We start from the raw sequence: 22,329 nt of genomic DNA on the forward strand, positions 1-22,329 counted from the left end.
AGCGAAGGCATCGGAAACAACGCCTAAATTAGCCATGATGCGTGACCTCCCCTTTCGGAGCTCACGGTAAATGCCAACCCGCTGCGGATTCTGCGCGCGGCAGCACCCGAATTATCAGGGATACGTGTAGGGTGGAGATGCACAACCGCCGGACTGTGTAGCAACAGGCTTTCTCAAGACGCTTCATCTCGTCCACAGCCGCTGGTTGATTCCTCCTCCTGACTGAGTGCTTAAGTAGCCACAGCAAGCAGGACGCGTACGTCGCGATGAAGGCCCACATTGGCCGGACTTCGCTGGACACGGGAAATGGCCAACCACTCCCGACGCACCTGACACCGACCGTGAGAAGTCGTGTGTGCCGAACGCCGTTTCCGGCAGCCCGGAAACCGACGGTACTACATGAAAAGAATGCTGATTAACGCAACTCAACCCGAAGAGTTGCGTGTTGCACTGGTAGATGGCCAGCGCCTCTACGACCTGGACATCGAATCCGGTGCACGCGAGCAGAAGAAGGCCAACATCTATAAAGGCCGGATTACTCGCATCGAACCAAGCCTCGAGGCTGCCTTTGTCGATTTCGGCTCTGAGCGCCACGGCTTCCTGCCCCTCAAAGAAATCTCCCGCGAATACTTCAAGAAAGCCCCGGAAGGTCGCGTCAACATCAAGGACGTCCTGAGCGAAGGCCAGGAAGTCATCGTTCAGGTCGAAAAAGAAGAGCGTGGCAACAAGGGCGCCGCCCTGACCACCTTCATCAGCCTGGCCGGTCGTTACCTGGTGCTGATGCCGAACAACCCGCGTGCCGGCGGTATCTCCCGTCGCATCGAAGGCGAAGAGCGCAACGAACTGCGTGAAGCCCTGAACGGCCTGGTTGCCCCGGCCGACATGGGCCTGATCGTGCGCACTGCCGGCCTGGGTCGCAGCAGCGAAGAAATGCAGTGGGACCTCGACTACCTGCTGCAACTCTGGACCGCCATCAAAGAAGCGTCGCTGGACCGTTCCGCGCCATTCCTGATCTACCAGGAAAGCAACGTGATCATCCGCGCGATCCGCGACTACCTGCGCCAGGACATCGGCGAAGTGCTGATCGACAGCGTTGAAGCCCAGGACGAAGCCCTGACCTTCATCCGCCAGGTGATGCCGCAGTACGCCAGCAAGATCAAGCTGTACGAAGACAGCGTTCCGCTGTTCAACCGTTTCCAGATCGAAAGCCAGATCGAAACCGCTTTTCAGCGCGTCGTCGAACTGCCTTCCGGCGGCTCCATCGTTATCGATCCGACCGAAGCCCTGGTGTCCATCGACATCAACTCGGCGCGCGCCACCAAAGGCAGCGACATCGAAGAAACCGCCCTGCAAACCAACCTTGAAGCGGCCGAAGAAATCGCCCGTCAGTTGCGCCTGCGCGATATCGGCGGCCTGATCGTCATCGACTTCATCGACATGACCCCTGCCAAGAACCAGCGCGCCGTGGAAGAGAAAGTCCGCGAATGCCTGGAAGCCGACCGCGCTCGCGTGCAAGTCGGTCGCATCTCGCGCTTCGGCCTGCTGGAAATGTCCCGTCAGCGCCTGCGTCCGTCCCTGGGCGAAAGCAGCGGCATCGTCTGCCCGCGTTGCAACGGCACCGGCATCATCCGTGACGTTGAATCGCTGTCCCTGGCGATCCTGCGCCTGATCGAAGAAGAAGCCCTGAAAGACCGTACCGCCGAAGTTCGTGCACAAGTGCCGATCCCGGTGGCTGCGTTCCTGCTCAACGAAAAACGCAACTCGATCACCAAGATCGAACTGCGCACCCGTGCCCGCATCGTCATCCTGCCGAACGATCACCTCGAGACGCCGCACTTCGAAGTGCAGCGCCTGCGTGATGACAGCCCGGAAGCCGCGACCAACCAGTCCAGCTACGAAATCGCCGCTGCCGCTGCTGAAGTGGAAGAAGTCCAGCCTGCCGCTGCGACCCGCACCCTGGTTCGCCAGGAAGCAGCGGTCAAGACGGCGCCGGCCCGCGCCAACGCTCCGGTTCCGACCGAAGTAGCCCCGCCAGCCCCGGCTCCGGCTCCGGCTGCCGTACCAGAGCCAAGCCTGTTCAAAGGCCTGGTGAAGTCGCTGGTCAGCCTGTTCGCCACCAAGGAAGAGCCAGTCGCGCCGGTTGTGGTTGAAAAGCCTGCCGCCGAGCGTCCGGCCCGCAACGAAGAGCGTCGCAACGGTCGCCAGCAAAGCCGTAACCGCAACGTTCGCCGCGATGAAGATCGCAAGCCCCGCGAAGAACGTGCACCACGTGAAGAACGCGCACCGCGTGAAGAGCGCCAGCCACGCGAAGTTCGCGAGCCTCGCGAGTCCCGTGAAGAAACGCCGGCAGTCGCCCGCGAAGAACGCGCACCACGCGCTCCTCGTGAAGAACGTGCACCGCGCGCTCCGCGTGAAGATCGCAAGCCACGTGGCGAGCGCGAAGAGCGCGTTCGTGAACTGCGCGAGCCTCTGGATGCCGCTCCGGCTGCTCCAGCCGCTGCTACCGCTGCTACCGCTGCTACCGCTGCTACCGCTGAAGAGCGTCCGGCTCGCCAGCCACGTGAAGAACGCGCGCCACGCCCTCCGCGTGAAGAGCGTCAGCCACGTGCCGAACAAGCTGCCGCAGCCGAAGCCGAAGAAGAACTGACCACCAACGAAGAGCAACTGCAGGAAGACGGACTGGAAAGCGCCGAGGGCGATCGTCCACGTCGCCGCTCCCGTGGCCAGCGTCGTCGCAGCAACCGTCGCGAGCGTCAGCGTGACGCCAACGGCAACGTGATCGAAGGTTCGGAAGAGTCCGAGTCCGGCGAAAACGCCGAAGCACCAAGCGTTGCCGATCTGGCCGCCGGCCTGGCTGTCACCGCAGCCGTCGCCAGCAGCGTGATCAGCGCGCCAGCCGAAGCACAGGCCAACGAGCAAGCCGAACGCGCCACTGCCGCGACCCTGGAAACAGCTCCGGTTGAAGCGCCAGCCGTTGAAGCGACCACCCCGGTCGAGTTCACTGCGTCACCGGAAATCGAAGTAGCACCAGCGCCTGAGGCACAGCCTTCCGTTGAAGCGGCTGCCGAGCCGGCTCCAGCGGTTGAAGTACCTGACGTGGTTGCAGAAGCCGTCGTCGAAACCGTGACTGAAACCGTTCGCGAAGTGCGTGAAGAGCAAACGGCGTTCAACTGGGTGGCCGAACCAGCCGTCGCTGAAACACCAGCGCCTGCTGCCGAGACCCAAGTGGCTGAAGCCATGGTTTCCGAGCCGGTGGTTGCCGCCGCGCAGCCGGCTCCAGCGCCAGTCGTTGAAGCACCGGTCGTTGCCGAAGCACCTGCTCCGGTAGTCGAAGCTCCTGTCAGCGCCCTGACGCCAAGTGGCCGTGCGCCTAACGACCCACGCGAAGTGCGTCGTCGCAAGCGTGAAGAAGAGCGTCTGCAGAAGGAAGCCGAACTGGCTGCCGCTGCTGCTCCGGCTGAAACGGCTGTCGCTGCCGAGCCTGCACCGGTTGCTGCTGAAGTGGTTGAGGCAGCGCCTGCCCCGGCCGCTGAAGTGGCTGCCGAGCCGGCTGAGTCGGTGATCCACGAAGCACCGCGCTCCGTTCAGGAAGCGGTAGAGCAACACGAGCAAGCCGAGGAAAAAGAACACGAGACTAAACCTCTCGTCTGATTCCATCGGCCACTGAAAAGCCCCGCCTGGTGATCCCAGGCGGGGCTTTTTTTGCTTATATGTCCCGTCCTGAATAAGGTTTACACCTGTTTCAGGACCAGACAATAGAAACAGCAGCCTGTCGCTACTTGGCAACGATTTATTGCCGAGGCGATTGCGTTCCTCGCTAAACACCCGCTTAAATATTTGTAAGCAAGTATTACGAAAGGGCAGTGCAACGTGCAGAATAGAGCGGTGCAGGGCCCGAAGTGGGTCCTGCCACGGCCCGAAAGCCTTCGGCCCGTTATGGAGCAAAGAGTGCGTGACTATGGAAATTGCTGAACTGGACGCTTTCAAAGCGATTGTTGACTACGGCAGCGTCACACAAGCAGCGATCAGGTTAAACCGCGCTCAATCCAGTATTTCCTTCCGCATCAAGACACTCGAATCACGGCTCGATACCAAGCTGTTCGAACGCTCCGGTCGCGGTATCACGATGACGGCGCCGGGCAAGGAGCTCTATGCCTACGCCTCACAAATCCTCGAACTGGTTGCTCGCGCTCAAGCCAGCCTGAGCCAGACAAAAACCGAAACACGGGTGCGTTTGGGTGTCATCGAAAACCTCACTATTACTCGTCAGAACCTGTTGCAAAGCATCGTTGCCAATCCTGACGGGCTGGCAGTGGACGTCAGCATTGGTAATACACAGTCGCTGCTCAAGGATCTTGAGGCCGGCAAGCTCGACGCAGTGATTGTCGGCGCAGGCTTTGCACCTTCGCACTATCGCCGGGTAACGCTGTTCAACGATCCGCTGGCCTTGATCTACAGCGCAGCACACCCCACCATCCAGGACCTGAAAGCGTTCAGTGGCCAAGTGTTCCTGGTCAACAGCCGGCGCAGCGCTTCGCAACGTAATCTCGACGAACTATTCATGATGGGCAATATCACCCCGGAAAAAATCATCGAGTGTGGCTCTTATCCGCTGTTGTTTTCTAATGTGATCAACGGCGTGGGCGTTGCCCTGGTGCCGTTGTCACTAGTCGATTCGTGCTGCCGCAGTGAACAGGTGCAAACGTATTTCCTGAGTGGTTCATATGCCTCGCTGACCACCGAATTCGTGTTTTTCGATTACCCTGGCAAACCAGCCCCCAGAGCGCTGGCGCAATGGGTGCTGGAATTCGAAAAACCGGCCTGCTTACCGCTGACGGAAGGGTAACGGGCCGGGGCCCCGTCAGCAGTTACACGATTGCCGCACCACCTCGTCCTCGAAGAGGTTGGACAGTTGCAGTCCATCCTCCTGGCTGCTCGCCCGAATGACATCATCGTGCTGCAACTCGAAGGCATCCTTGTCGGTGCTTAATGAAGCACCGAGCAAAACATAGTGAACCGTACCGGGCTCGCAAAGCTCTTCATGCTGGAACAACAGGGCTTCGAGTTCACGTTTGGCAAACATCAACTGATCCAGCCCCAATAGCGACTGTTTGTCCCACACGGTTTCACCACGCCGAACAATCGAACTCCTCACCACTGAGTAGCGCGGTGGTTCTGCGATCACCAGTTCGTGGCACAACGCGGTATTGCGCAACTTGGAGAGACCGGCCAGCCCGGGTTGAGTGTGACGCAGCACCGGGTCAGAAAAATCCACTGCCAAGGTGTAACCGATATAGCGGGGGGTTCGGCAGTCGTCGATGAGGTACACACAGGCGTACTCGATCTCGATTCCCGAGCCACTGGCATGACACGGTGATTTGATCGCCCGGGAAGCGGCCACCAACCCTTTGCCATTGCCTTTGTAGTACCAGTCCGGCGAGGACCGCTGAGGCATGGGCAGACCATTGACCGAGCGATGCGTGTAACCAAAACCGCTCACCATGCACCCGGCATCCCGTACGGGCCGCAGCGGCACGTTAAAGGTCATCAATGAAAGCGCTTCAAGCGGCACCGCTACCAAGGCCAAATTGCTTTTGAAGTGCTCCCAGGATTGCTTGCTACGCACGTATCGCACAGCCAACGCCTGAGAACTTTCGGCATCTTCGACATGCCAGACCAAAGCTGTTGCCCCCTTGCCCTGCACAATCCCCACCCACCGCACACCGTGTCGGTCGACCGAATCGATGATTCTGTCCATCAAGCCGCCTCCGTGCGCAGTACCACCGGTGCCCGCCTTTTAATGGAACAGAGGATCACCCCAAATACGATCAGCACCAGACTGACCAGGTGATAGGCGTGCAGTTGCACGTCGAGGAACAGAATACTGAATAGCCCGCCGGACAGTGGCACCAAGTGAGTGAAGATCTCACCGCGGGTGGCACCGATTTCACCGATCCCTTTGCTCCAGAACAAGTACGACAGCCAGGACGGGAAGATCACCAGATACGCCAGGCCCAGCCACGGTGCAGCGCCCTGCCCCAGGTTGAACGTCAGATCAGGGTGCAACGCCCAAATACCCAGGCTGAACGGAATCAGACACAGCGCCCCCACCACCGCGCAATACGTCACGAACGCATTGCCGGCGATGGTTTTTGGCTTTGTTCGCAAAAAGGAGCAATAGACAGCCCAACTGGCAGCCGAGGCCATGGTCCAGAAATCGCCTTTGTTGAAGCCTTCCAGGAAGCTCAAATCGGACAGATGCCCCATCGTCACCAGCCAGAACACACCCACCGTACTGATGACCACCCCAAGCATGTTCGACCTGGAGATGAAATCACCGAAAACAAAACGGTTGAGGGCCAGTACCAGACACGGCGTGGCCGACAGGTAAATCGCCGCATTCAACGAACTGGTGTATTGCAAACCGATATATAAGGTCAGCGGAAATATAACTTGGCCACAGACCGCCAGCATAACCAGGGTCAACCATGACTTACGCGCGGCCGGCAAACTGGCGATGACGGCTTTATAGTTAATCAGCAGTAATAAAGCGCTGGTAATCAGCCATCGAAGTTGCGACAGCATCACCGGATCAACATCCACCACCATCAACTTTCCGACGACATAGTTACCACCCCAGAACACGGCAGCGAGTGACAGTAATAAGTACGGCATTGACGCCTCCGTTAGATCTTCTTCATTAACATGAAAGAGGCACCGTCGAACTCGACTTCCCCTTGCAGATGAAACAAGTCTTGATACACAGACAGTTGCGCCTGCAACACATCAGTGATAGGCACCAACAACAGTGCTTGCGTCGCCAGCACCCGGGCCAGTTCATTGACATAGACTCGGCAAGGCTCGGCCTCGACAGGCGAACTGTTGGCGACTATCAGTGAGTAACCCAATCGACGGCGATAGTGAAAGTCGCCGGCCGAGGCGAATGGCAACCTCGAAAAATCCAGATCGGCGCGCAACCTGAGCTGCTTATGGCCGTGGTCCTGAGCCCACTGCAAGTGATGGGCAAACGGCTGCCGGGAACTGGAAATGACATCCAGGCTGTGCTGGCCGAACGCTTGAAGCTGAACGTTATCGGATGGGGCAATCAGCAATACGGACTTTTTGCCCGGCGTGTCGAGATACTTCGCCAGTGGCGCCGGCAATGTCGGCGTATCGCGCTTCGGGCTGTCACGGTAGATCATCAACCAGTCCGAATTGATCGCGGCCCAATCGCTGACTTGCAGCGTCTGCTCGATCGACGGCTGGTAGGTTTCCATGAGGTGAGCCTTGAACGGCAGGTATTGCAGGACCTTTCCCTGATCGCCAACGATGGAATAGTCGCCGACCCAAGTATTGAGGAAGGAACGGATTCCGACAATGCTCGCCTTGCCCAGGTAATCCGCGTTCCAGCCCACAATTGCTTCACGCCCGACCCACGCGTCATCGCACAGTCGCACCGGTGGCAGGCGCGTCATCGCGACAGTCCGCGAGCCGATGGAGAGCCGGCCATACGGGTCATGGTCCTGACGCAGTAACTGGCTTCCCGGCGATAGCCAGACACCATCGCCTATATCGACATCGCCGCCGGCATTGACCGCAGCGTTACGACCAAAACGCACATACTGTCCAATCTTGATCGAAGGCAGCTCCTGCGCCGAGTGATCGAGTTGATGATCGGCATGGGGGTGGCTGAAATACGCACCGTTTTCAAAATGAGTGGGCGAAATCAGGTGTTCTCCGACCTGCTCCTTGACAATCAGCGGTGAGCCACTGGTATTGACCGAAAAGTGCTCCGGGGATAAACCGAAGTCGTCACCCAGTTCTTTCAAACGTTCTCCAAAAGTGACCCCGAACTTGATTTCGTCGCGATGACAACTAATTTCTTGCGACGCTTTTCTAAGTTGTCGAAGTGTTTTGACATAACGCGGAACAGGTTGAAAAACATCTGCAGAACTTAATGCCCGCTCCAAGGCTCCCAACTCCCGAATATCACTGTCCAGCTCCAAAGGACTGACACTGACCGACGCATCCATATAGTGCTTCATCATGTAGGCTCTTTTTTCTAATGAGTACTGACCGGATGTTCGCCCCCAACGGTGAACACCACACGCCACATGATCGTATGTCGGATAGAACCCGCTGAATAACGAGTTTTATATCTGGCACCCATCGATAAATACGAATGGGCGAAAGGAAGAGCCGATTATTCCGAGGAAAGTGCGGAATGCAATTCCGCTGACAACCGTTATTGAAAAACCAGCGCCTCAGGCACATCCACATCCCACAACACCCCGGGATCCTCCACCGCCACCTCGACCACCCTCGCCTGGGCGAACAGCGACTTGGCGCCTTGATCACCGGTCAACGCCATCAATCCCGGACCGAAGCTTCGCCCGAACCCCACCGGATGCCCATATTGCCCCTCATGCACCGGCACGCTGATCGCAACCTCCGCAATGGCTGCGACGACCTGTTCAACGCTGGATGGCAGGATAAACGGCATATCCCCCAGCACTATCAGCCAGCCATTGAGCTCCTTGCAGGCAGCGACCCCGGCGGCAATGCTGTCACCCATTCCCGTCGATTCGATCAGTACAATCTCGCAACCATAGGCCTGAGCCATGCGAATCACTTGCGGGCGGTCAGCAGTGGTCACCAGTACGCGCTTGTCCAGAGCGACCGGCAGGTTGACCAATGTGTGCTCGATGACGGACCGCACAGCACCGTCACGACCGGTGCAATCGGCCAGCAATTTGTCCTTTTCGGCGCCCGCCACCTGACGAAACCGGCTGCCCTGCCCCGCCGCCAGTACGATGACGCCAATGGACTCGCTCATACCCTCTCCTGCCAGACTTTCTTCTGCTTCAGTTCGACGCCGTTTTTGACCGCCACGATTTCCGCCATGAGCGACAAGGCAATTTCCGCTGGATTATGGCTGCCAATGTGCAAACCGATCGGACCATGCAAGCGGTCAATCGCCGTTTGCGACAAGCCCAGTTGAGCCAGGTTTTCCCGGCGCTTCTGGCTGTTGACCCGCGACCCCAGCGCCCCGACGTAAAAAGCCCTGGAATCCAGGGCCGTGAGCAGCGCCATGTCGTCCAGGCGCGGATCATGGGTCAAGGCCACGATGGCCGTGCGTTCATCGGTCTCGATATTCAACACCGCCTCATCCGGCATGCCCGAAACGAATCGTCCGTGCTGCTCCTCCCAGCCGTAGACGAACTCGCTACGCGGATCGCAAATCAACACCTCGAAATCCAGCAACCGGGCCATTTCCGCCACATAGCGCGACAACTGCCCCGCGCCGATCAGCAGCAAGCGCCAGCGCGGGCCATAGATCGCCCGCAAGGTCTGTCCGTCGAACGTCAACACGTCAGCTTTATTGGCCGGCTGCAAAAGCACCTCGCCGGTGGCCAGGTTCAGTTCACGGGCAACGATTTCATGGGCTTCGCAACGGGCGAGCAATTGCTCGACCCAAGCCCCATCGTCGATACGCTCCTCGGTCAAGCGCAAGGTGCCACCGCAGGGCAAGCCGAAACGTGCGGCTTCCTCGCGGGTCACGCCGTAGGTGATCAGTTGCACCGGCGGCCCGTCAAGCGCAAGGCGCCCGTCGTGCAGCCGGGCGATCAAGTCATCTTCGACACACCCGCCCGAGACCGAACCGATCACCATGCCATCTTCACGCAAGGCCAACATGGCGCCGGGTGCCCGGGGTGCAGTGCCCCAGGTTTCGACCACGCTGTACAACATTACCCGCTGACCGGCGCGATGCCATTGCAACACGCTGCGCAGGACGTTCAGATCGACGCTGTCCATCAGGCTCCGGCCTTCTGCCAGCCCGACAGCTGATAACGAACCGGCAGGCTGCGGATGCGTTTGCCAGTGGCCGCAAAGATCGCATTGCACAGCGCGGGCGCGATCGGTGGTACGCCCGGCTCACCGACACCGCCCAATGGCACATCGCCCGGCGGCGTCACCAGATGCACGGCCACTTCTTTCGGCGCCAGGGACATGCGTGCCACTTCGTACATATGGAAGTTATCCTGCTGGACCTTGCCGTCCTTGAAGCTTATTTCCCCCAGCACCGCATTACCCAGGCCCATGACGCAGGCGCCTTCGAACTGCGCGCGAATCCGCTCGGGGTTGATCTGCGGCCCGCAATCGACAGCAATGTCGGCCTTGTGCACCAGCAGCGTACCGTCGTCTTTGACTTCCACCTCGATCACCGCCGCCACATACGTCACGAAGCTGTAATGCACCGCCAGTCCCAGACCGCGGCCCTTGGGCAACTCGCGCCCCCAACCGGCGGCTTTGGCGGCGGTCTCCAGTACCGTGCGCAGGCGCGCAGTGTCGATCGGATAACGCTCGGGGGATTCGCCGTAGTTCCACTCTTCACTCAAGGTGCGCGGATCGATCTGACGGTCCGGACCGAGCAGTCTGATCTGGTACTTCAGCGGGTCCTCCCCGGCCTTGTGCGCCAGCTCATCGACAAAACTCTGGATCGCGAAACCATGGGGAATGTTCGACACCGAGCGATACCAGCCGACGCGGGTGTGCACCGTTGCTTCGGGGTTCTCCAGGCGGATGTTGGGGATCGCATACGCCATGTTCGTGAATCCCATGCCCAATTCGAACGCCGCCTCATGGTTCATGCCCGGTGCAAACAACGCGGTGATGCTCGGGGCCACCGTGCGGTGCAACCAGCCGGATGGCAGGCCATCCTTGTTCAGGCTCGCCTTGAGGTATTCGGCCGATACGGTGTGGAAGTAGGAACAATGGATGTCGTCTTCGCGGGTCCATTGCACCCGCACCGCTTTGCCGGGGAATTCCTTGGCGAGGATGGCGGCTTCGATGATGAAGTCAGGCTTGGACTTGCGCCCGAACCCGCCCCCGAGCAAGGTCACGTTGAACGTGACCTTGTCGAACGGCAGGCCCAGGCGTTCACCGATCCGTTCCCGGGTGACCTGCGGCGCCTGGCTTGGCCCCCAGGCTTCGCAGGCACCGTCCGTGAACCGCGCAATGGCGACCATCGGTTCCATCGGCGACTGTGACAAATGCGGCAAGTAGTAGGAAGCTTCCAGGGTGCTGCCGGCGCTGGCCATGGCCTTGTCGATGTTGCCGGTATTGCGCACCACCTTGCCGGGCTTGAGCGAGGCCGCTTCAAGTTCCTTGCGATAGGCGATCGAGTCGTAGCTGGCATTGGGGCCGTCGTCCCACTCGATTATCAGCGCCTCGCGGCCCTTGATCGCCGCCCAGGTATTGCTCGCCACCACGGCGATCCCGCCGAGCGGTTGAAATTCCGAAGGCAACGGACGGCTTTCGATCTGCACCACCTTGACCACACCGGGGACTTTCATCGCCGCGCTGCCATCGAAGCTTTTGACTTTGCCGCCATACACCGCGGGCCGCGCAATGGTGGCATACAGCATGCCGTCGAAATGCACGTCGGCGCCGTACACCGCACGACCGTTGACGATGTCTTCACCGTCGATGGCCTTGGTGCCTTCCTTGCCGATGTAACGGAACTCAACAGGTTGCTTGAGCTTCAGGCTGTCGCGAGCCGGAACCGGCAAGGCGCCCGCAGCAGAGGCCAGGGCGCCATATCCGAGCTCACGGCCGGACGGCTCATGGACGACCTTGTGCAGTTGCGCATGGCATTCACCGACCGGCACTTTCCATTGTGCGGCGGCGGCCTGTTCGAGCATGGTCCGCGCGGCGGCACCGCAGCGACGCATCGGCTCGTACCAGTGACGCATGCTGCGCGAACCGTCGGTGTCCTGGTTGCCGAAGCGCACTTCGTCGCCGGGGGCCTGCTGCACCTTGACCATCGCCCAGTCGGCTTCCAGTTCATCGGCCACCACCATGGTCAAGCTGGTGCGCACGCCCTGGCCCATCTCCGAGCGGTTGCAGATCACAGTCACCGTGCCATCGGCGGCGATGCTCACATAAACTTTCGGATCGTCGACCCAGCCATGGGGCATGCCGTCGGCGCCGAATTTTTTTTCTTTCTCTTTGGCAAACGCATCCTGCCAGCCCCAGCTCGCGGCGACGACCAATACACCAGCAGCGCTGACGCCTTTGATAAAACCACGCCGACTGAGGTTGCTCAGGGCGAAATCATTCGGTAACCGGCTCATGCCTTGGCCTCCTTCAGGTCAGTGGAGGCCTGGCGGATCGCGGTCTTGATCCTGTTGTAGGTGCCGCAGCGGCAGATGTTGCCGACCATGGCTTCTTCGATCTGCTCGTCGCTCGGGTTCGGATGGGTCTTGAGCAGCGCCGTCGCCGACATGATCTGCCCGCCCTGGCAGAAGCCGCATTGGGCGACTGCCGTGTCGAGCCAGGCTTGCTGCACGACTTTGCCGATCGGATCGGCGTGCAGGTTATCGATGGTGCTGACATTCTGTCCGACCACTGAACCGATGGGCGTGATGCAGCTGCGGGCCGGAGCCCCTTCGATATGAATGGTACAGGCCCCGCACAGGCCCATGCCGCAGCCGAACTTGGTGCCGTTGTAGCCAGCCACGTCACGGATCGCCCAGAGCAGCGGCATGTCCTCGGTGACGTCGAGTTGATGGTCTTGACCATTGAGCTTCAGGGTAATCATGGGCACGCCCGCATGGATCTTCAGTTATGGGGTCGAGCAATCTGCCGCTGGATTTCGGTGGGTCGCACGCAGATCGACTCAGGCTAATGGGCTCTCTTGTGCGGACGCAAACGGTCTGCACCGGGCCTTTGGTGGAGCAAGAGTGTGCATCGTTAGCTGACTAAGTTAACCGAGCATTAACAAAAAAGCCCTGCACGATAAACATCGTGCAGGGCTTTTTGATCCGTCCTGGAAGCTTAGGGGGCGTTCTCAACTAGTTTTCCCGTCGTGAAAACTAGTTGAGAACGCCCCCTAACTCAATAGCGGTTCGGCTCCATTTCCAGATCGACATGGAAACGCTCGAAAATGTCTTTCTGGATGCGCTGCGCCAGGTTCAGCAATTGCAGGCCCGTTGCGCCGCCATAGTTGACCAGCACCAGCGCCTGCAATTTATGCACGCCAGCGTCAGCCTCACGGAAACCCTTCCACCCCGCCCGTTCGATCAACCAGCCAGCGGCCAGTTTCATTCGACCGTCGGGTTGCGCATAGGCCACCAGGTCCGGGTACTCACCCTTGAGCCGCTCAGCCAGCGCCGCCGACACCAAAGGGTTCTTGAAGAAGCTGCCGGCATTGCCGAGTACGGCCGGGTCCGGGAGCTTTTCGTTGCGGATGCTGCAAATGGCCTGGCTGACATCGCTGGCGGTCGGATGCTCGATGCCTTGTTCGGTCAGGCGCTGACGCACCGGGCCGTACTCCAGATGCAGATGCGCAGCGCGATCGAGGGCGAAACGCACACGCAAGATCAACCAGCGACCCGGTTCCTGTTTGAACAGGCTGTCGCGGTAAGCGAAGTTGCACTCTTGCAATGTGAAGTCACGCAGTTCGCCACTCTGGCGATCGAGGGCGGTCAAGCCGGCGAACACGTCTTTGATCTCGACCCCGTAAGCGCCAATGTTCTGCATCGGTGCCGCGCCGACAGTGCCGGGAATCAGGCTGAGGTTTTCCAGGCCGGACAACCCCAGCGCCAGCGTGTGCTGCACAAATGGATGCCAGGGCTCGCCCGCCTCGGCTTCGATCACCACTTTGCTGCCATCATCGCTGATCACGCGAATCCCGCACGTGGCCATGCGCAGCACCAGTGAATCGATATCCGCCGTCAGCAGCAGGTTGCTGCCACCGCCAATCACCAGCACCGGAACCTCGTGTTCCAGCCCATAGGCCAGGGCTTCACGCACATCGGCGTCGCTATGGGCCTCAGCGAACAGCAAAGCCTCAACGTCAACGCCAAAGCTGTTGAACGGCTTGAGCGAAACCTGCGATTGAACCTGCAAACTCATAACCGTCCCTTCAATTCGATCACCAGTAAATCACTGGCGTGCTCGATCAGGTCAAGCACCTGCTCGAAGCCTTGCTCACCGTCGTAGTACGGGTCCGGCACTTCATCGACTGGCGACTGGTAACGGCGCAGGAACAGGTCCAGCTCGGCCTTGCCCTTGGCCGGTTGCAAGGCCTCGAGGTTGCGCAGGTTGCTGTTGTCCATCGCCAGGATCAAGTCGTAGGTGGCGAAATCGGCGCGGCTGACTTGCCGGGCGCGCTGGGTGGACAAGTCATAACCACGCAGCTGCGCCGCGGCCTGACTGCGCTTGTCCGGCGCCTTGCCGACATGCCAGTCACCGGTGCCGGCGGAAGCGACTTCGACCCGCTCAGCCAGACCCGCTTCACGCAATTTGTGCCGCAGCACGCCTTCGGCCGTGGGAGAGCGGCAGATGTTGCCCAGGCAGACAAACAGAACCCGCATCACGCCTCCAGCAGGCGACGAACGCGCTCGAGGTCTTCAATGGTATCGACACCGGCTGGCAGCGCGATCAGTGCGTCGGCCACATGGATCCGCACGCCGTGCCACAGGGCACGCAGCTGTTCCAGGCACTCGGTGTTTTCCAGCCAGCATGGACCCCAGCTGACGAAATCCTGCAGGAAACCGGCGCGGTAGGCATAGATGCCGATGTGGCGGCGATATGGCACACCTTCCGGCAACTGCTCACGGTTCACGGCGAACGCATCCCGCGCCCAGGGCAAGGTGGCGCGACTGAACGTCAGCGCCAGGCCATTGAGGTCGCTGACGACCTTGACCACGTTGGGATTGAACAGGGTGTCCACGTCTTCGATCGGCTCGGCCAGGGTGGCCATGCGCGCTTCGGCGTGGGCCGCCAGGTTGGCGGCAACCTGATCGATCACGCTCGGCGGGATCAGCGGTTCGTCGCCCTGGACATTGACCACGATGGCGTCGGGCGCCAGGCCCAGTTTCATCGCGACTTCGGCCAGGCGATCAGTGCCGGAGTTGTGGTCTTCACGGGTCAGTACCACTTCGGCGCCGAAGCTCTTGCAGGCCTCGATAATGCGCGCGTCGTCGGTGGCAACCACCACTCGCTCGGCACTGCTTTTGCTCGCCTGTTCCCAGACGTGCTGGATCATCGGCTTGCCGGCGATCAGCAGCAGCGGCTTGCCCGGCAGGCGGGTGGAGGCGAAACGCGACGGAATGACGACGGTAAAGGCTGTGGTCATTTATCCAGGCGCTCGTCGGTGGTCAGGGTGCGCGCTTCGGATTCGAGCATCACCGGGATGCCGTCGCGAATCGGGTAGGCCAGGCCTGCGCCCTTGCTGATCAGCTCGGTCTTGTCGGCGCTGAGCTTGAGCGGGCCTTTGCAGACCGGGCAAGCGAGGATATCGAGCAATTTGGTGTCCATGAGCATTCCCTGGAAAAAACGGAGTTAAGGCAACAAACGAGCCGGCAGCAGGCGCATCAGCTGTGTGTCGAACCAGGCCACGAAGGCCGGCGACGGCACGGCATCGACCGCCAGGTACCACCAGTCGGCGGCGGCAAAGGCACGGCATTTCACCGCGTCTTTTTCCGTCATCACCAACGGCAACGACGGCGTGAAATTCAACGCCTGCACGCTGTATTCGGCGTGGTCGGCAAACGCATGTGGAACCGGCTTCCAGTGTAGCGTTTCGAGGGTCTTGAAGAAACGTTGCGGATTGCCGATGCCGGCCACCGCGTGCAGGGCCTGGCCGCTGGGGAAGTGGTCGAGGGGACGCCGTTCGCCGCTGCGCAGATTGACCAGCGCGGTGGATTGCAATTGAAAGGCAAACCCATCATCGCGGTCAGTCGCGGCACCGTTGTAGAGGACCGCGTCGACGCTTTGCAGGCGCTCGACCGGTTCACGCAATGGTCCGGCAGGCAGGCAACGGCGGTTGCCCAGGCCGCGAGCGGCGTCGATCAACACCAGTTCCAGGTCGCGGGCCATGCGGTAGTGCTGCATGCCGTCGTCAGACAGGATCAGGTCCAGCGGCTGACTGGCCAGCAACGCTTTGACGGCGTTGCTGCGATTGGGGTCGATCATCAGCGGCACACCCGTGCGCTGGACGATCAACAACGGCTCGTCACCCGCGATGTCGGCGCTTTGTTCGGCTTCAACTCGCCAAGGCAATTGCGGCGGTTTGGCGCCGTAGCCGCGGCTGACCACGCCGACCCGCAGGCCGCTGCGCTGGCAGTGCTCGATCATCCATAGAATCAGCGGCGTCTTGCCGGTGCCCCCCACGGTGATGTTGCCCACCACAATCAGCGGCACGGGTGGCAGATAGATCTGCCCCTCACCCGCCAAAAAGCGCTTGCGCTTGTTCATGACCACGCGCCGGTACAGCCACTCCAGTGGCTGCAACAGCTTCAGGGCCGGATGACCTGCGTACCACGCGGCCAGCAATCGATCGGACATGGCCATCAGGACGCGGGGGGCGCCGCTTCGATGGTGGTCATGCGCAAATGGCTGAATCCGAGTTTGCCGGCGGCGTCCATGGCAGTCACCACGGACTGATGCTGAGTCTTGCCGTCAGCGCTGATGGACAGCGGTCGGTTAGTGTCGCCGTTGGCTTCTTTTTGCAGCGCGTCCATCAACGAGGCCAGGTCACTTTTGGGCAGGATCTGGTTGTTCACCGAGTACACACCGTCGGCGCTGATGGCGATCTCCAAAGGCTTGCTCTGATCGTCGGCGGGTGTGCCGCTGACGGCTTCCGGCAGATCGACGCGCAACTGGGTTTCACGGGTAAAGGTGGTGGTCACCACGAAAAACAGCAGCAGGACAAACACCACGTCGATCAGCGACACGAGGTTGATGTCCACGTTCTCCCGTTGCTTGCGGCGGAATTTCACGCTTTGCCCTCGGCCAGATCAACGTCACGGTCGCCCTGCACCACTTCAACCAGCTTGATCGCTTCCTGCTCCATGCCCACGACGAGCTCATCAATGCGCCGTTGCAGAAACCGGTGGAAGAACACCGCCGGAATACCGACGATCAGGCCCGAAGCCGTGGTAATCAAAGCTTTGGAAATACCGCCGGCCAGCACTGCGGCGTTGGTCGTCATGCCCGTGCCCATGAACGAACTGAAGATATCGATCATGCCCAACACGGTACCCAGCAGACCCAGCAACGGTGCCATGGCGGCGATGGTGCCTAGCGCGTTGATGTAGTGCTCCAGCTCGTGGATCACCCGGGCAGCGGCCTCTTCGATGCACTCCTTCATGATCTCGCGACCATGCCTGGAGTTGGCCAGACCGGCCGCCAGGATCTCGCCCAAAGGCGAATTGGCGCGCAGTTCCTTGAGTTTTTCCTTATTGAGCTGTTTGTCCTTGATCCAGACCCAGACCTGCCCGAGCAAATGCTCCGGGGTCACGCGGCTGGCACGCAGCGTCCAGAGACGCTCGGCGACGATGGCCATGGCCGCGATGGAACTCAGAATGATCGGCAGCATCATCCAGCCGCCGGATTTGACCAATTCCCACACAGTGACAGTCCCCTCGAAAAAGTGCGTCACTCTAACATAGGGGGTGCAAGCACCGAAGACCGTGATGCCGCATCCGGTCGGGCTTCGATAATGCCCGGTCATTGCTCCGAGGGCGACGGATCGCGCCAGAAACGCCGTTCCTGGCGCATTGACCACGGCGGCTCGAAGCGCCCCAGTTGCAGACGAATGGCACCCTGTTCGACGCTGTCGTAGATCGCCATTCCACGTTTTTGATAACGCGCGATGACCGTGGGATGCGGATGGCCAAACGAATTGCCCTGCCCGCGAGAGATCAGCGCACCTTTTGGTTGCAGGGCATCCAGCAGGGCGCTGGACGACGAACTGCGACTACCGTGGTGTGGCGCTTGCAACCAATCGGTGGGCAGGGCCAACGGACTGTCCAGCAGGGCTCTCTCGGCGGCGGCATCAATGTCGCCACTCAACAGCAACCGTTCGCCATTGGCCTCGATCAGCAGGACACAGGAGTTCTGGTTGCTGTCGCCGGCCAATGGCCAGTGCCAAAGCCGGAAATCGACTTCATCCCAGGTCCATTGCCGACCGCTGTCACAACGCTCGGCCTGCAACTCCACCGGCAAGTCCGACGGTTCACCACTGACCACCTGTTTCACCGGCAAGCCCTTGGCAATTGCCCGGGCACCGCCGGCATGATCGGCATGGGCGTGGCTGATCAGCATCAGGTCGAGGCCCTTCACCCCCAGTTTGCGCAACGCCGGCAGCACCACCCGCTCCCCCTGGTCGAGTTCACCGAAACGCGGTCCGGCGTCATACAGCATCGTGTGATGCCGAGTGCGCACCAGGATCGCCAGCCCCTGACCGACATCCAGTTGCCAGACTTCGGCCATGCCTTCCGGCAACATCGGCCTGGGCGAAAAAACCAGCATCAACAGCATGGGCCAGCCTAACGGGCGCATCGGTACGCCTCGCGGCAGCAATAGCAAGAAGGCGCCAATGGCACCGATTACCCAGGCCCATAGCGGGACTGCCGCGGGCACCCACGCCGGAACCTGACCGGAGACGAGCCCCAATCCCCTGAACCACCCATCGATCAGGCCGCCCGCCAGCCACAGCAATTTTTCACCCACGTAAGGCACTGGCAGCAACAGCGTCCCGAGCAACGCCGGTGGCAGTACCACCAGGCTGATCCAGGGCACCGCGAACAAATTGGCCAGCGGCCCGCTGAGACTGATGGGCAACCCCAGTGCCAGTAACAACGGGCACAGCCCGATTGCAATCAGCCACTGGGCGCGGGTCCAGGATTGCCACCAACGCCATGGCCCCAACCGACCGCCGAAGGTCAATATCAAGACCGCCACGGCCGCGAAGGACAGCCAGAAACCAGGCTGAAGACTCGCCAGCGGCTCCAGCAGCAAAATGCCGTTGAGGGCCAGCAACAGCGGCCACCCTGCACCGAGATGACGGAACCGTAGACGCCACAACAACACCAGACCGATCATCACGCAGGCCCGTCGCACCGGCACCCCGAAACCGGCCAGCATCCCGTAACCGAGCGCAGCGGCGAATGCCAGGCCACACGCCCAGGGCAACCATGGCAGACGGTTCGGCCATAACCCAAAGCGGGCCAGGCCGGCGATCAGCAGATACACAACGCCCGCCAGCATTCCGATGTGCTGCCCGGAAATCACCAACAGATGCACCGTGCCGGTGTCCTGCAATACCTGCCAGTCTTCGCGACCCAGCCCGGCACCGTCCCCGAGCACCAATGCCGTCAACGCGCCGCTTCGCCCTTGGGCATCCACCGCCAGCAAACGCTGACGGATTGCATCGCGCCAGGCCCATAGGGCTGGCGCAAGGCGTTCGCCCTGCTTGACCGTGCCGGTCGCCCCGATGCGTTGTGCCAGCAACCAGGCCTGGTAGTCGAAGGCCTGCGGATTGAGGAGCCCGACCGGACGCTTCAGCTTGACTGCCAGGCGCCAGCGCTCGCCACTGTTCACCGGCGGCCCGTCATACCAGGCCAGACGCATTTGCTGCGGCAGCCGGGTACGTCGGGACTGGATGTCGGTCAATTCGAAACGCACGACACCGTCATCATGCCGGGGCAAGCCTGTGATCCGACCTTCGACCCAGCGGGTTTCTCCGTCCAGGGACGGCGGCAACCGGTCGTCCAGCGCCCACTGCGCATTCACGCAGGCCCAACTCAAACCGAACAGGTAAAACGCCACCGGATACGTCCTGAACGGCAGCAACATCAAACCCGCTACCGGCATCGCCAGCCACAACCAGACCGGCGGCAATGCCGGTAAAAAACGCAAGGTCAGCAGACCCAACGCCAGCACCATCATCCCTGTGCGCATAAGCCCGTCCTTGAGAGTACCCTCAAGGCTTAGCCCGCCCGTTGCATGGGCGTCGTCAATAATTGTCACAAAGTCTGAATGGGCAGTTCCTGGAATCCAGACATACTTGCCGCCTTGACCGACCGAGAAGCCTTATGCCCCGGCGCTTATTCAAACGTTACATGCCAGACCCGATGAGCATCAGGGAACACAAGTCCTTACGCTTTCTCGGCACGCTGTTGCATGACCCGAACCTGTGGCACCTCAATCGCCACTCCGTTGCCCGCGCCATGGCCGTGGGCCTGTTCGCCGCGTTCCTGCCGATCCCGCTGCAGATGCTGCTGGCGGCCATCCTCGCCATCATCGTACGCGGCAACATGCCGATTGCCGTGAGCCTGGTCTGGCTGACCAACCCGATCACCATGCCCGCCGTGTTCTTTTGCACCTACCAGACCGGCGCCTGGCTGATGGACGTCCCCGCCCGGCAGTTGCCGGACTCGCTGAGCTGGGAGTGGATCAGCGGCGAAATCTCGACCTTGTGGCAACCGTTTCTATTGGGTTCGGTGGTAACCGGGCTGGTACTCGGGGCACTGGCCTACTTCCTGGTAATGATGTATTGGCGCTGGTGGGTGGCCAGGCAATGGAAGCGGCGCAAGAAGAGCCGGATGTGAGAAGGCAAAACGGCCTCCACTTTGGGAGGCCGTTTTTTTGCGGTGTATGGGCCGACGCCATCGCGAGCAAGCTCGCTCCCACAGGGTCTCTGGTGTGAGTGGGATTTATGCCACCCCAAAAGATCCTTGTGGGAGCGAGCTTGCTCGCGATGCAAACGACTCGGTCGTCCTCAGGTACGCATCCCGCGTCCACTCACCAGCAACCGTGCACTACCGAGATACAACACCACGGTCGCAACCAGCATGAAGGCGATCGCCACGCTGATGCGAATATCCGAAACGCCGAGGATGCCGTAACGGAACGCGTTGACCATGTGCAGCACCGGGTTGGCCAGGGACACGGTCTGCCAGAACGGCGGCAGCAAGGTGATCGAGTAGAAGACCCCGCCCAGGTAGGTCAGTGGCGTCAGCACGAAAGTCGGGATGATCGAAATGTCATCGAAGTTGCGCGCAAACACGGCGTTGATGAAGCCCAGCAGCGAGAAGATCGTCGCGGTCAGCACCACCACCAGAATGGTCACGCCCAGGTGATGCACCTGCAAATGGGTGAAGAACAGCGACAGCAAGGTCACGATGATCCCCACCATCAAGCCACGCAGCACGCCGCCCAGGGTGTAGCCGATCAGAATGGTGTGCGGCGACAGCGGCGAGACCATCAGTTCTTCGATGGACCGCTGGAACTTGCTGCCGAAGAAACTCGACACCACGTTGCCGTAGGAGTTGGTGATCACCGACATCATGATCAGCCCCGGCACGATGTACTCCATGTAAGTGAAGCCACCCATGTCGCCGATTTGCCGACCGATCAGATTACCGAAGATCACGAAGTACAGAACCATGGTGATGGCCGGCGGCAGCAGGGTCTGCGGCCAGATCCGGGTGAAACGCCGGACTTCACGGTAAACGATGGTGTTGAGGGCAACGAGGTTGGGGCGCAGCTCGGAACTCATACCGCCACCTTCGACAGATTTTTCTCCACCAGGGACACGAACAACTCCTCGAGGCGATTGGTTTTGTTGCGCAGGCTCAGCACTTCGATGTTCTGCTGCGCCAACTGGGTGAACAGCGCGGTGATGCCCATGGACTTGTCCACCTGGACTTCCAGGGTGTGACTGTCGATCAGCTTGGCCGGGTAACCGAGCAACTGCGGCGCTACTTGCAAGGTGTTTTTCATATCCAGCAGGAAGGTTTCGACATGCAGTTGGCTGAGCAACTGCTTCATGCTGGTGTTCTCGACGATGGTGCCGTGGTCGATGATGCCGATGTTGCGGCACAACTGCTCAGCCTCTTCCAGGTAGTGGGTGGTGAGGATGATGGTGATGCCTTTCTGGTTCAGCTCGGTGAGGAAGCTCCACATCGAGCGACGCAGTTCGATGTCCACCCCGGCAGTCGGTTCGTCGAGGATCAGCAGGCGCGGTTCATGCACCAGCGCGCGGGCGATCATCAGGCGCCGCTTCATGCCGCCGGACAGCGAACGCGACGGCACGTCCTTCTTGTCCCACAGGCCGAGCTGGGTCAGGTACTGTTCGGCGCGTTCCTTGGCGATTTTCGCCGGGATGCCGTAGTAGCCGGCCTGGGTCACGACGATGTCGAAGGTCTTTTCGAACTGGTTGAAGTTGAATTCCTGGGGCACCACGCCGATGCAGCGTTTGAGCTGCGCAGGATTTTTGTCCAGATCGTGACCGAAGATATTCACCGTACCGCTGGTCTTGTTCACCAGGGTCGAGAGAATCCCGATGGTCGTGGATTTGCCGGCGCCGTTCGGGCCGAGCAAGGCGAAGAAGTCACCTTCGGCGACATCCAGATCGATACCACTCAGGGCCTGGAAACCGTTGCCGTAGGTTTTGGTTAGCTGCCGGATGGACAGAGCGGAACTCATATCTGATTTACGCACCAAGAAGGGGAAAAAGGGTCAGGTAAGGGC

General features: G+C 60.5%; 20 protein-coding genes. 3 read left to right on the forward strand and 17 right to left on the reverse strand.

All coding sequences use genetic code 11. The features are described 5' to 3' along the window. The first annotated feature begins 399 nt into the window (after positions 1-399). Both rne and ACM6IK_RS26825 read left to right on the forward strand, forming a co-directional pair. Positions 400-3,651, forward strand: a complete 3,252-nt coding sequence (rne, locus tag ACM6IK_RS26820; RefSeq protein ID WP_414876703.1) for a ribonuclease E — start codon at positions 400-402, stop codon at positions 3,649-3,651. Between the two features lie 307 nt (positions 3,652-3,958). Then, a complete protein-coding gene (locus tag ACM6IK_RS26825) occupies positions 3,959-4,846 on the forward strand; it encodes a LysR family transcriptional regulator (protein ID WP_414876704.1) in 888 nt (295 codons plus the stop codon). 15 nt (positions 4,847-4,861) lie between these two features. Here ACM6IK_RS26825 and ACM6IK_RS26830 read toward each other — a convergent pair whose 3' ends face one another. From ACM6IK_RS26830 to ACM6IK_RS26900, 15 genes are all read right to left on the reverse strand, one after another. Next, positions 4,862-5,758 carry a hypothetical protein gene (locus ACM6IK_RS26830; protein ID WP_414876705.1) on the reverse strand — a complete coding sequence of 299 codons (897 nt, stop codon included), beginning with the start codon at positions 5,756-5,758 and terminating at the stop codon, positions 4,862-4,864. Then, positions 5,758-6,675, reverse strand: a complete 918-nt coding sequence (locus ACM6IK_RS26835) for a DMT family transporter (protein WP_414876706.1) — start codon at positions 6,673-6,675, stop codon at positions 5,758-5,760. Before ACM6IK_RS26835 ends, ACM6IK_RS26830 begins: the two co-directional genes overlap by 1 nt. An 11-nt stretch (positions 6,676-6,686) precedes the next feature. After that, entirely contained in the window at positions 6,687-7,829 is a 1,143-nt protein-coding gene (locus ACM6IK_RS26840) for an acyltransferase (RefSeq protein ID WP_414876707.1), read from the reverse strand. Positions 7,830-8,245: 416 nt separating this feature from the next. Continuing rightward, positions 8,246-8,836: a nucleotidyltransferase family protein gene (locus tag ACM6IK_RS26845; protein WP_414876708.1), complete on the reverse strand. Its 591-nt coding sequence runs from the start codon at positions 8,834-8,836 to the stop codon at positions 8,246-8,248. Further along, positions 8,833-9,816, reverse strand: coding sequence for an XdhC family protein (locus tag ACM6IK_RS26850; protein WP_414876709.1), 984 nt, complete (start codon positions 9,814-9,816; stop codon positions 8,833-8,835). The genes ACM6IK_RS26845 and ACM6IK_RS26850 overlap by 4 nt, the downstream gene beginning before the upstream one ends. Then, positions 9,816-12,137 carry a molybdopterin cofactor-binding domain-containing protein gene (locus ACM6IK_RS26855; RefSeq protein ID WP_414876710.1) on the reverse strand — a complete coding sequence of 774 codons (2,322 nt, stop codon included), beginning with the start codon at positions 12,135-12,137 and terminating at the stop codon, positions 9,816-9,818. Before ACM6IK_RS26855 ends, ACM6IK_RS26850 begins: the two co-directional genes overlap by 1 nt. Further along, on the reverse strand, positions 12,134-12,604 hold the full coding sequence (locus tag ACM6IK_RS26860) for a (2Fe-2S)-binding protein (RefSeq protein ID WP_414876711.1): 471 nt from the start codon (positions 12,602-12,604) through the stop codon (positions 12,134-12,136). The genes ACM6IK_RS26855 and ACM6IK_RS26860 overlap by 4 nt, the downstream gene beginning before the upstream one ends. A 296-nt stretch (positions 12,605-12,900) precedes the next feature. Further along, the gene (gene murB, locus ACM6IK_RS26865; protein WP_414876712.1) at positions 12,901-13,920 is read right to left on the reverse strand and encodes a UDP-N-acetylmuramate dehydrogenase; all 1,020 of its coding nucleotides are present in this window, start codon (positions 13,918-13,920) and stop codon (positions 12,901-12,903) included. Beyond that, entirely contained in the window at positions 13,917-14,381 is a 465-nt protein-coding gene (locus ACM6IK_RS26870) for a low molecular weight protein-tyrosine-phosphatase (protein WP_414876713.1), read from the reverse strand. Before ACM6IK_RS26870 ends, murB begins: the two co-directional genes overlap by 4 nt. Then, complete coding sequence (gene kdsB / locus ACM6IK_RS26875) at positions 14,381-15,145, reverse strand: 3-deoxy-manno-octulosonate cytidylyltransferase (protein WP_414876714.1); 765 nt, start codon at positions 15,143-15,145, stop codon at positions 14,381-14,383. Before kdsB ends, ACM6IK_RS26870 begins: the two co-directional genes overlap by 1 nt. After that, positions 15,142-15,327, reverse strand: coding sequence for a Trm112 family protein (locus tag ACM6IK_RS26880; protein ID WP_003179363.1), 186 nt, complete (start codon positions 15,325-15,327; stop codon positions 15,142-15,144). The genes kdsB and ACM6IK_RS26880 overlap by 4 nt, the downstream gene beginning before the upstream one ends. A gap of 24 nt (positions 15,328-15,351) precedes the next feature. Next, on the reverse strand, positions 15,352-16,362 hold the full coding sequence (gene lpxK / locus ACM6IK_RS26885; protein WP_414876715.1) for a tetraacyldisaccharide 4'-kinase: 1,011 nt from the start codon (positions 16,360-16,362) through the stop codon (positions 15,352-15,354). Continuing rightward, positions 16,362-16,790 (reverse strand): ExbD/TolR family protein, encoded by a 429-nt coding sequence (locus ACM6IK_RS26890; RefSeq protein ID WP_414876716.1) that lies wholly within the window; start codon positions 16,788-16,790, stop codon positions 16,362-16,364. Before ACM6IK_RS26890 ends, lpxK begins: the two co-directional genes overlap by 1 nt. Further along, on the reverse strand, positions 16,787-17,422 hold the full coding sequence (locus ACM6IK_RS26895) for a MotA/TolQ/ExbB proton channel family protein (RefSeq protein WP_414876717.1): 636 nt from the start codon (positions 17,420-17,422) through the stop codon (positions 16,787-16,789). Before ACM6IK_RS26895 ends, ACM6IK_RS26890 begins: the two co-directional genes overlap by 4 nt. A gap of 98 nt (positions 17,423-17,520) precedes the next feature. After that, positions 17,521-19,755: a DNA internalization-related competence protein ComEC/Rec2 gene (locus ACM6IK_RS26900; protein ID WP_414876718.1), complete on the reverse strand. Its 2,235-nt coding sequence runs from the start codon at positions 19,753-19,755 to the stop codon at positions 17,521-17,523. 134 nt (positions 19,756-19,889) lie between these two features. On the opposite strand from ACM6IK_RS26900, the gene ACM6IK_RS26905 reads away from it, so the two are divergent. Next, positions 19,890-20,405, forward strand: a complete 516-nt coding sequence (locus tag ACM6IK_RS26905) for a DUF2062 domain-containing protein (protein WP_223530346.1) — start codon at positions 19,890-19,892, stop codon at positions 20,403-20,405. 170 nt (positions 20,406-20,575) lie between these two features. Here the strand turns inward: ACM6IK_RS26905 and ACM6IK_RS26910 are convergent, their stop codons facing one another. Both ACM6IK_RS26910 and ACM6IK_RS26915 read right to left on the reverse strand, forming a co-directional pair. Next, positions 20,576-21,355 (reverse strand): ABC transporter permease, encoded by a 780-nt coding sequence (locus ACM6IK_RS26910; RefSeq protein ID WP_008054107.1) that lies wholly within the window; start codon positions 21,353-21,355, stop codon positions 20,576-20,578. Then, positions 21,352-22,284: an ABC transporter ATP-binding protein gene (locus ACM6IK_RS26915; protein WP_223459634.1), complete on the reverse strand. Its 933-nt coding sequence runs from the start codon at positions 22,282-22,284 to the stop codon at positions 21,352-21,354. The genes ACM6IK_RS26910 and ACM6IK_RS26915 overlap by 4 nt, the downstream gene beginning before the upstream one ends. Between the last annotated feature and the right edge of the window lie 45 nt (positions 22,285-22,329).

The sequence above is a fragment of the Pseudomonas sp. IT-196MI5 genome (assembly GCF_949767415.1).
In the GTDB taxonomy this organism is placed as follows: Bacteria; Pseudomonadota; Gammaproteobacteria; order Pseudomonadales; family Pseudomonadaceae; genus Aquipseudomonas.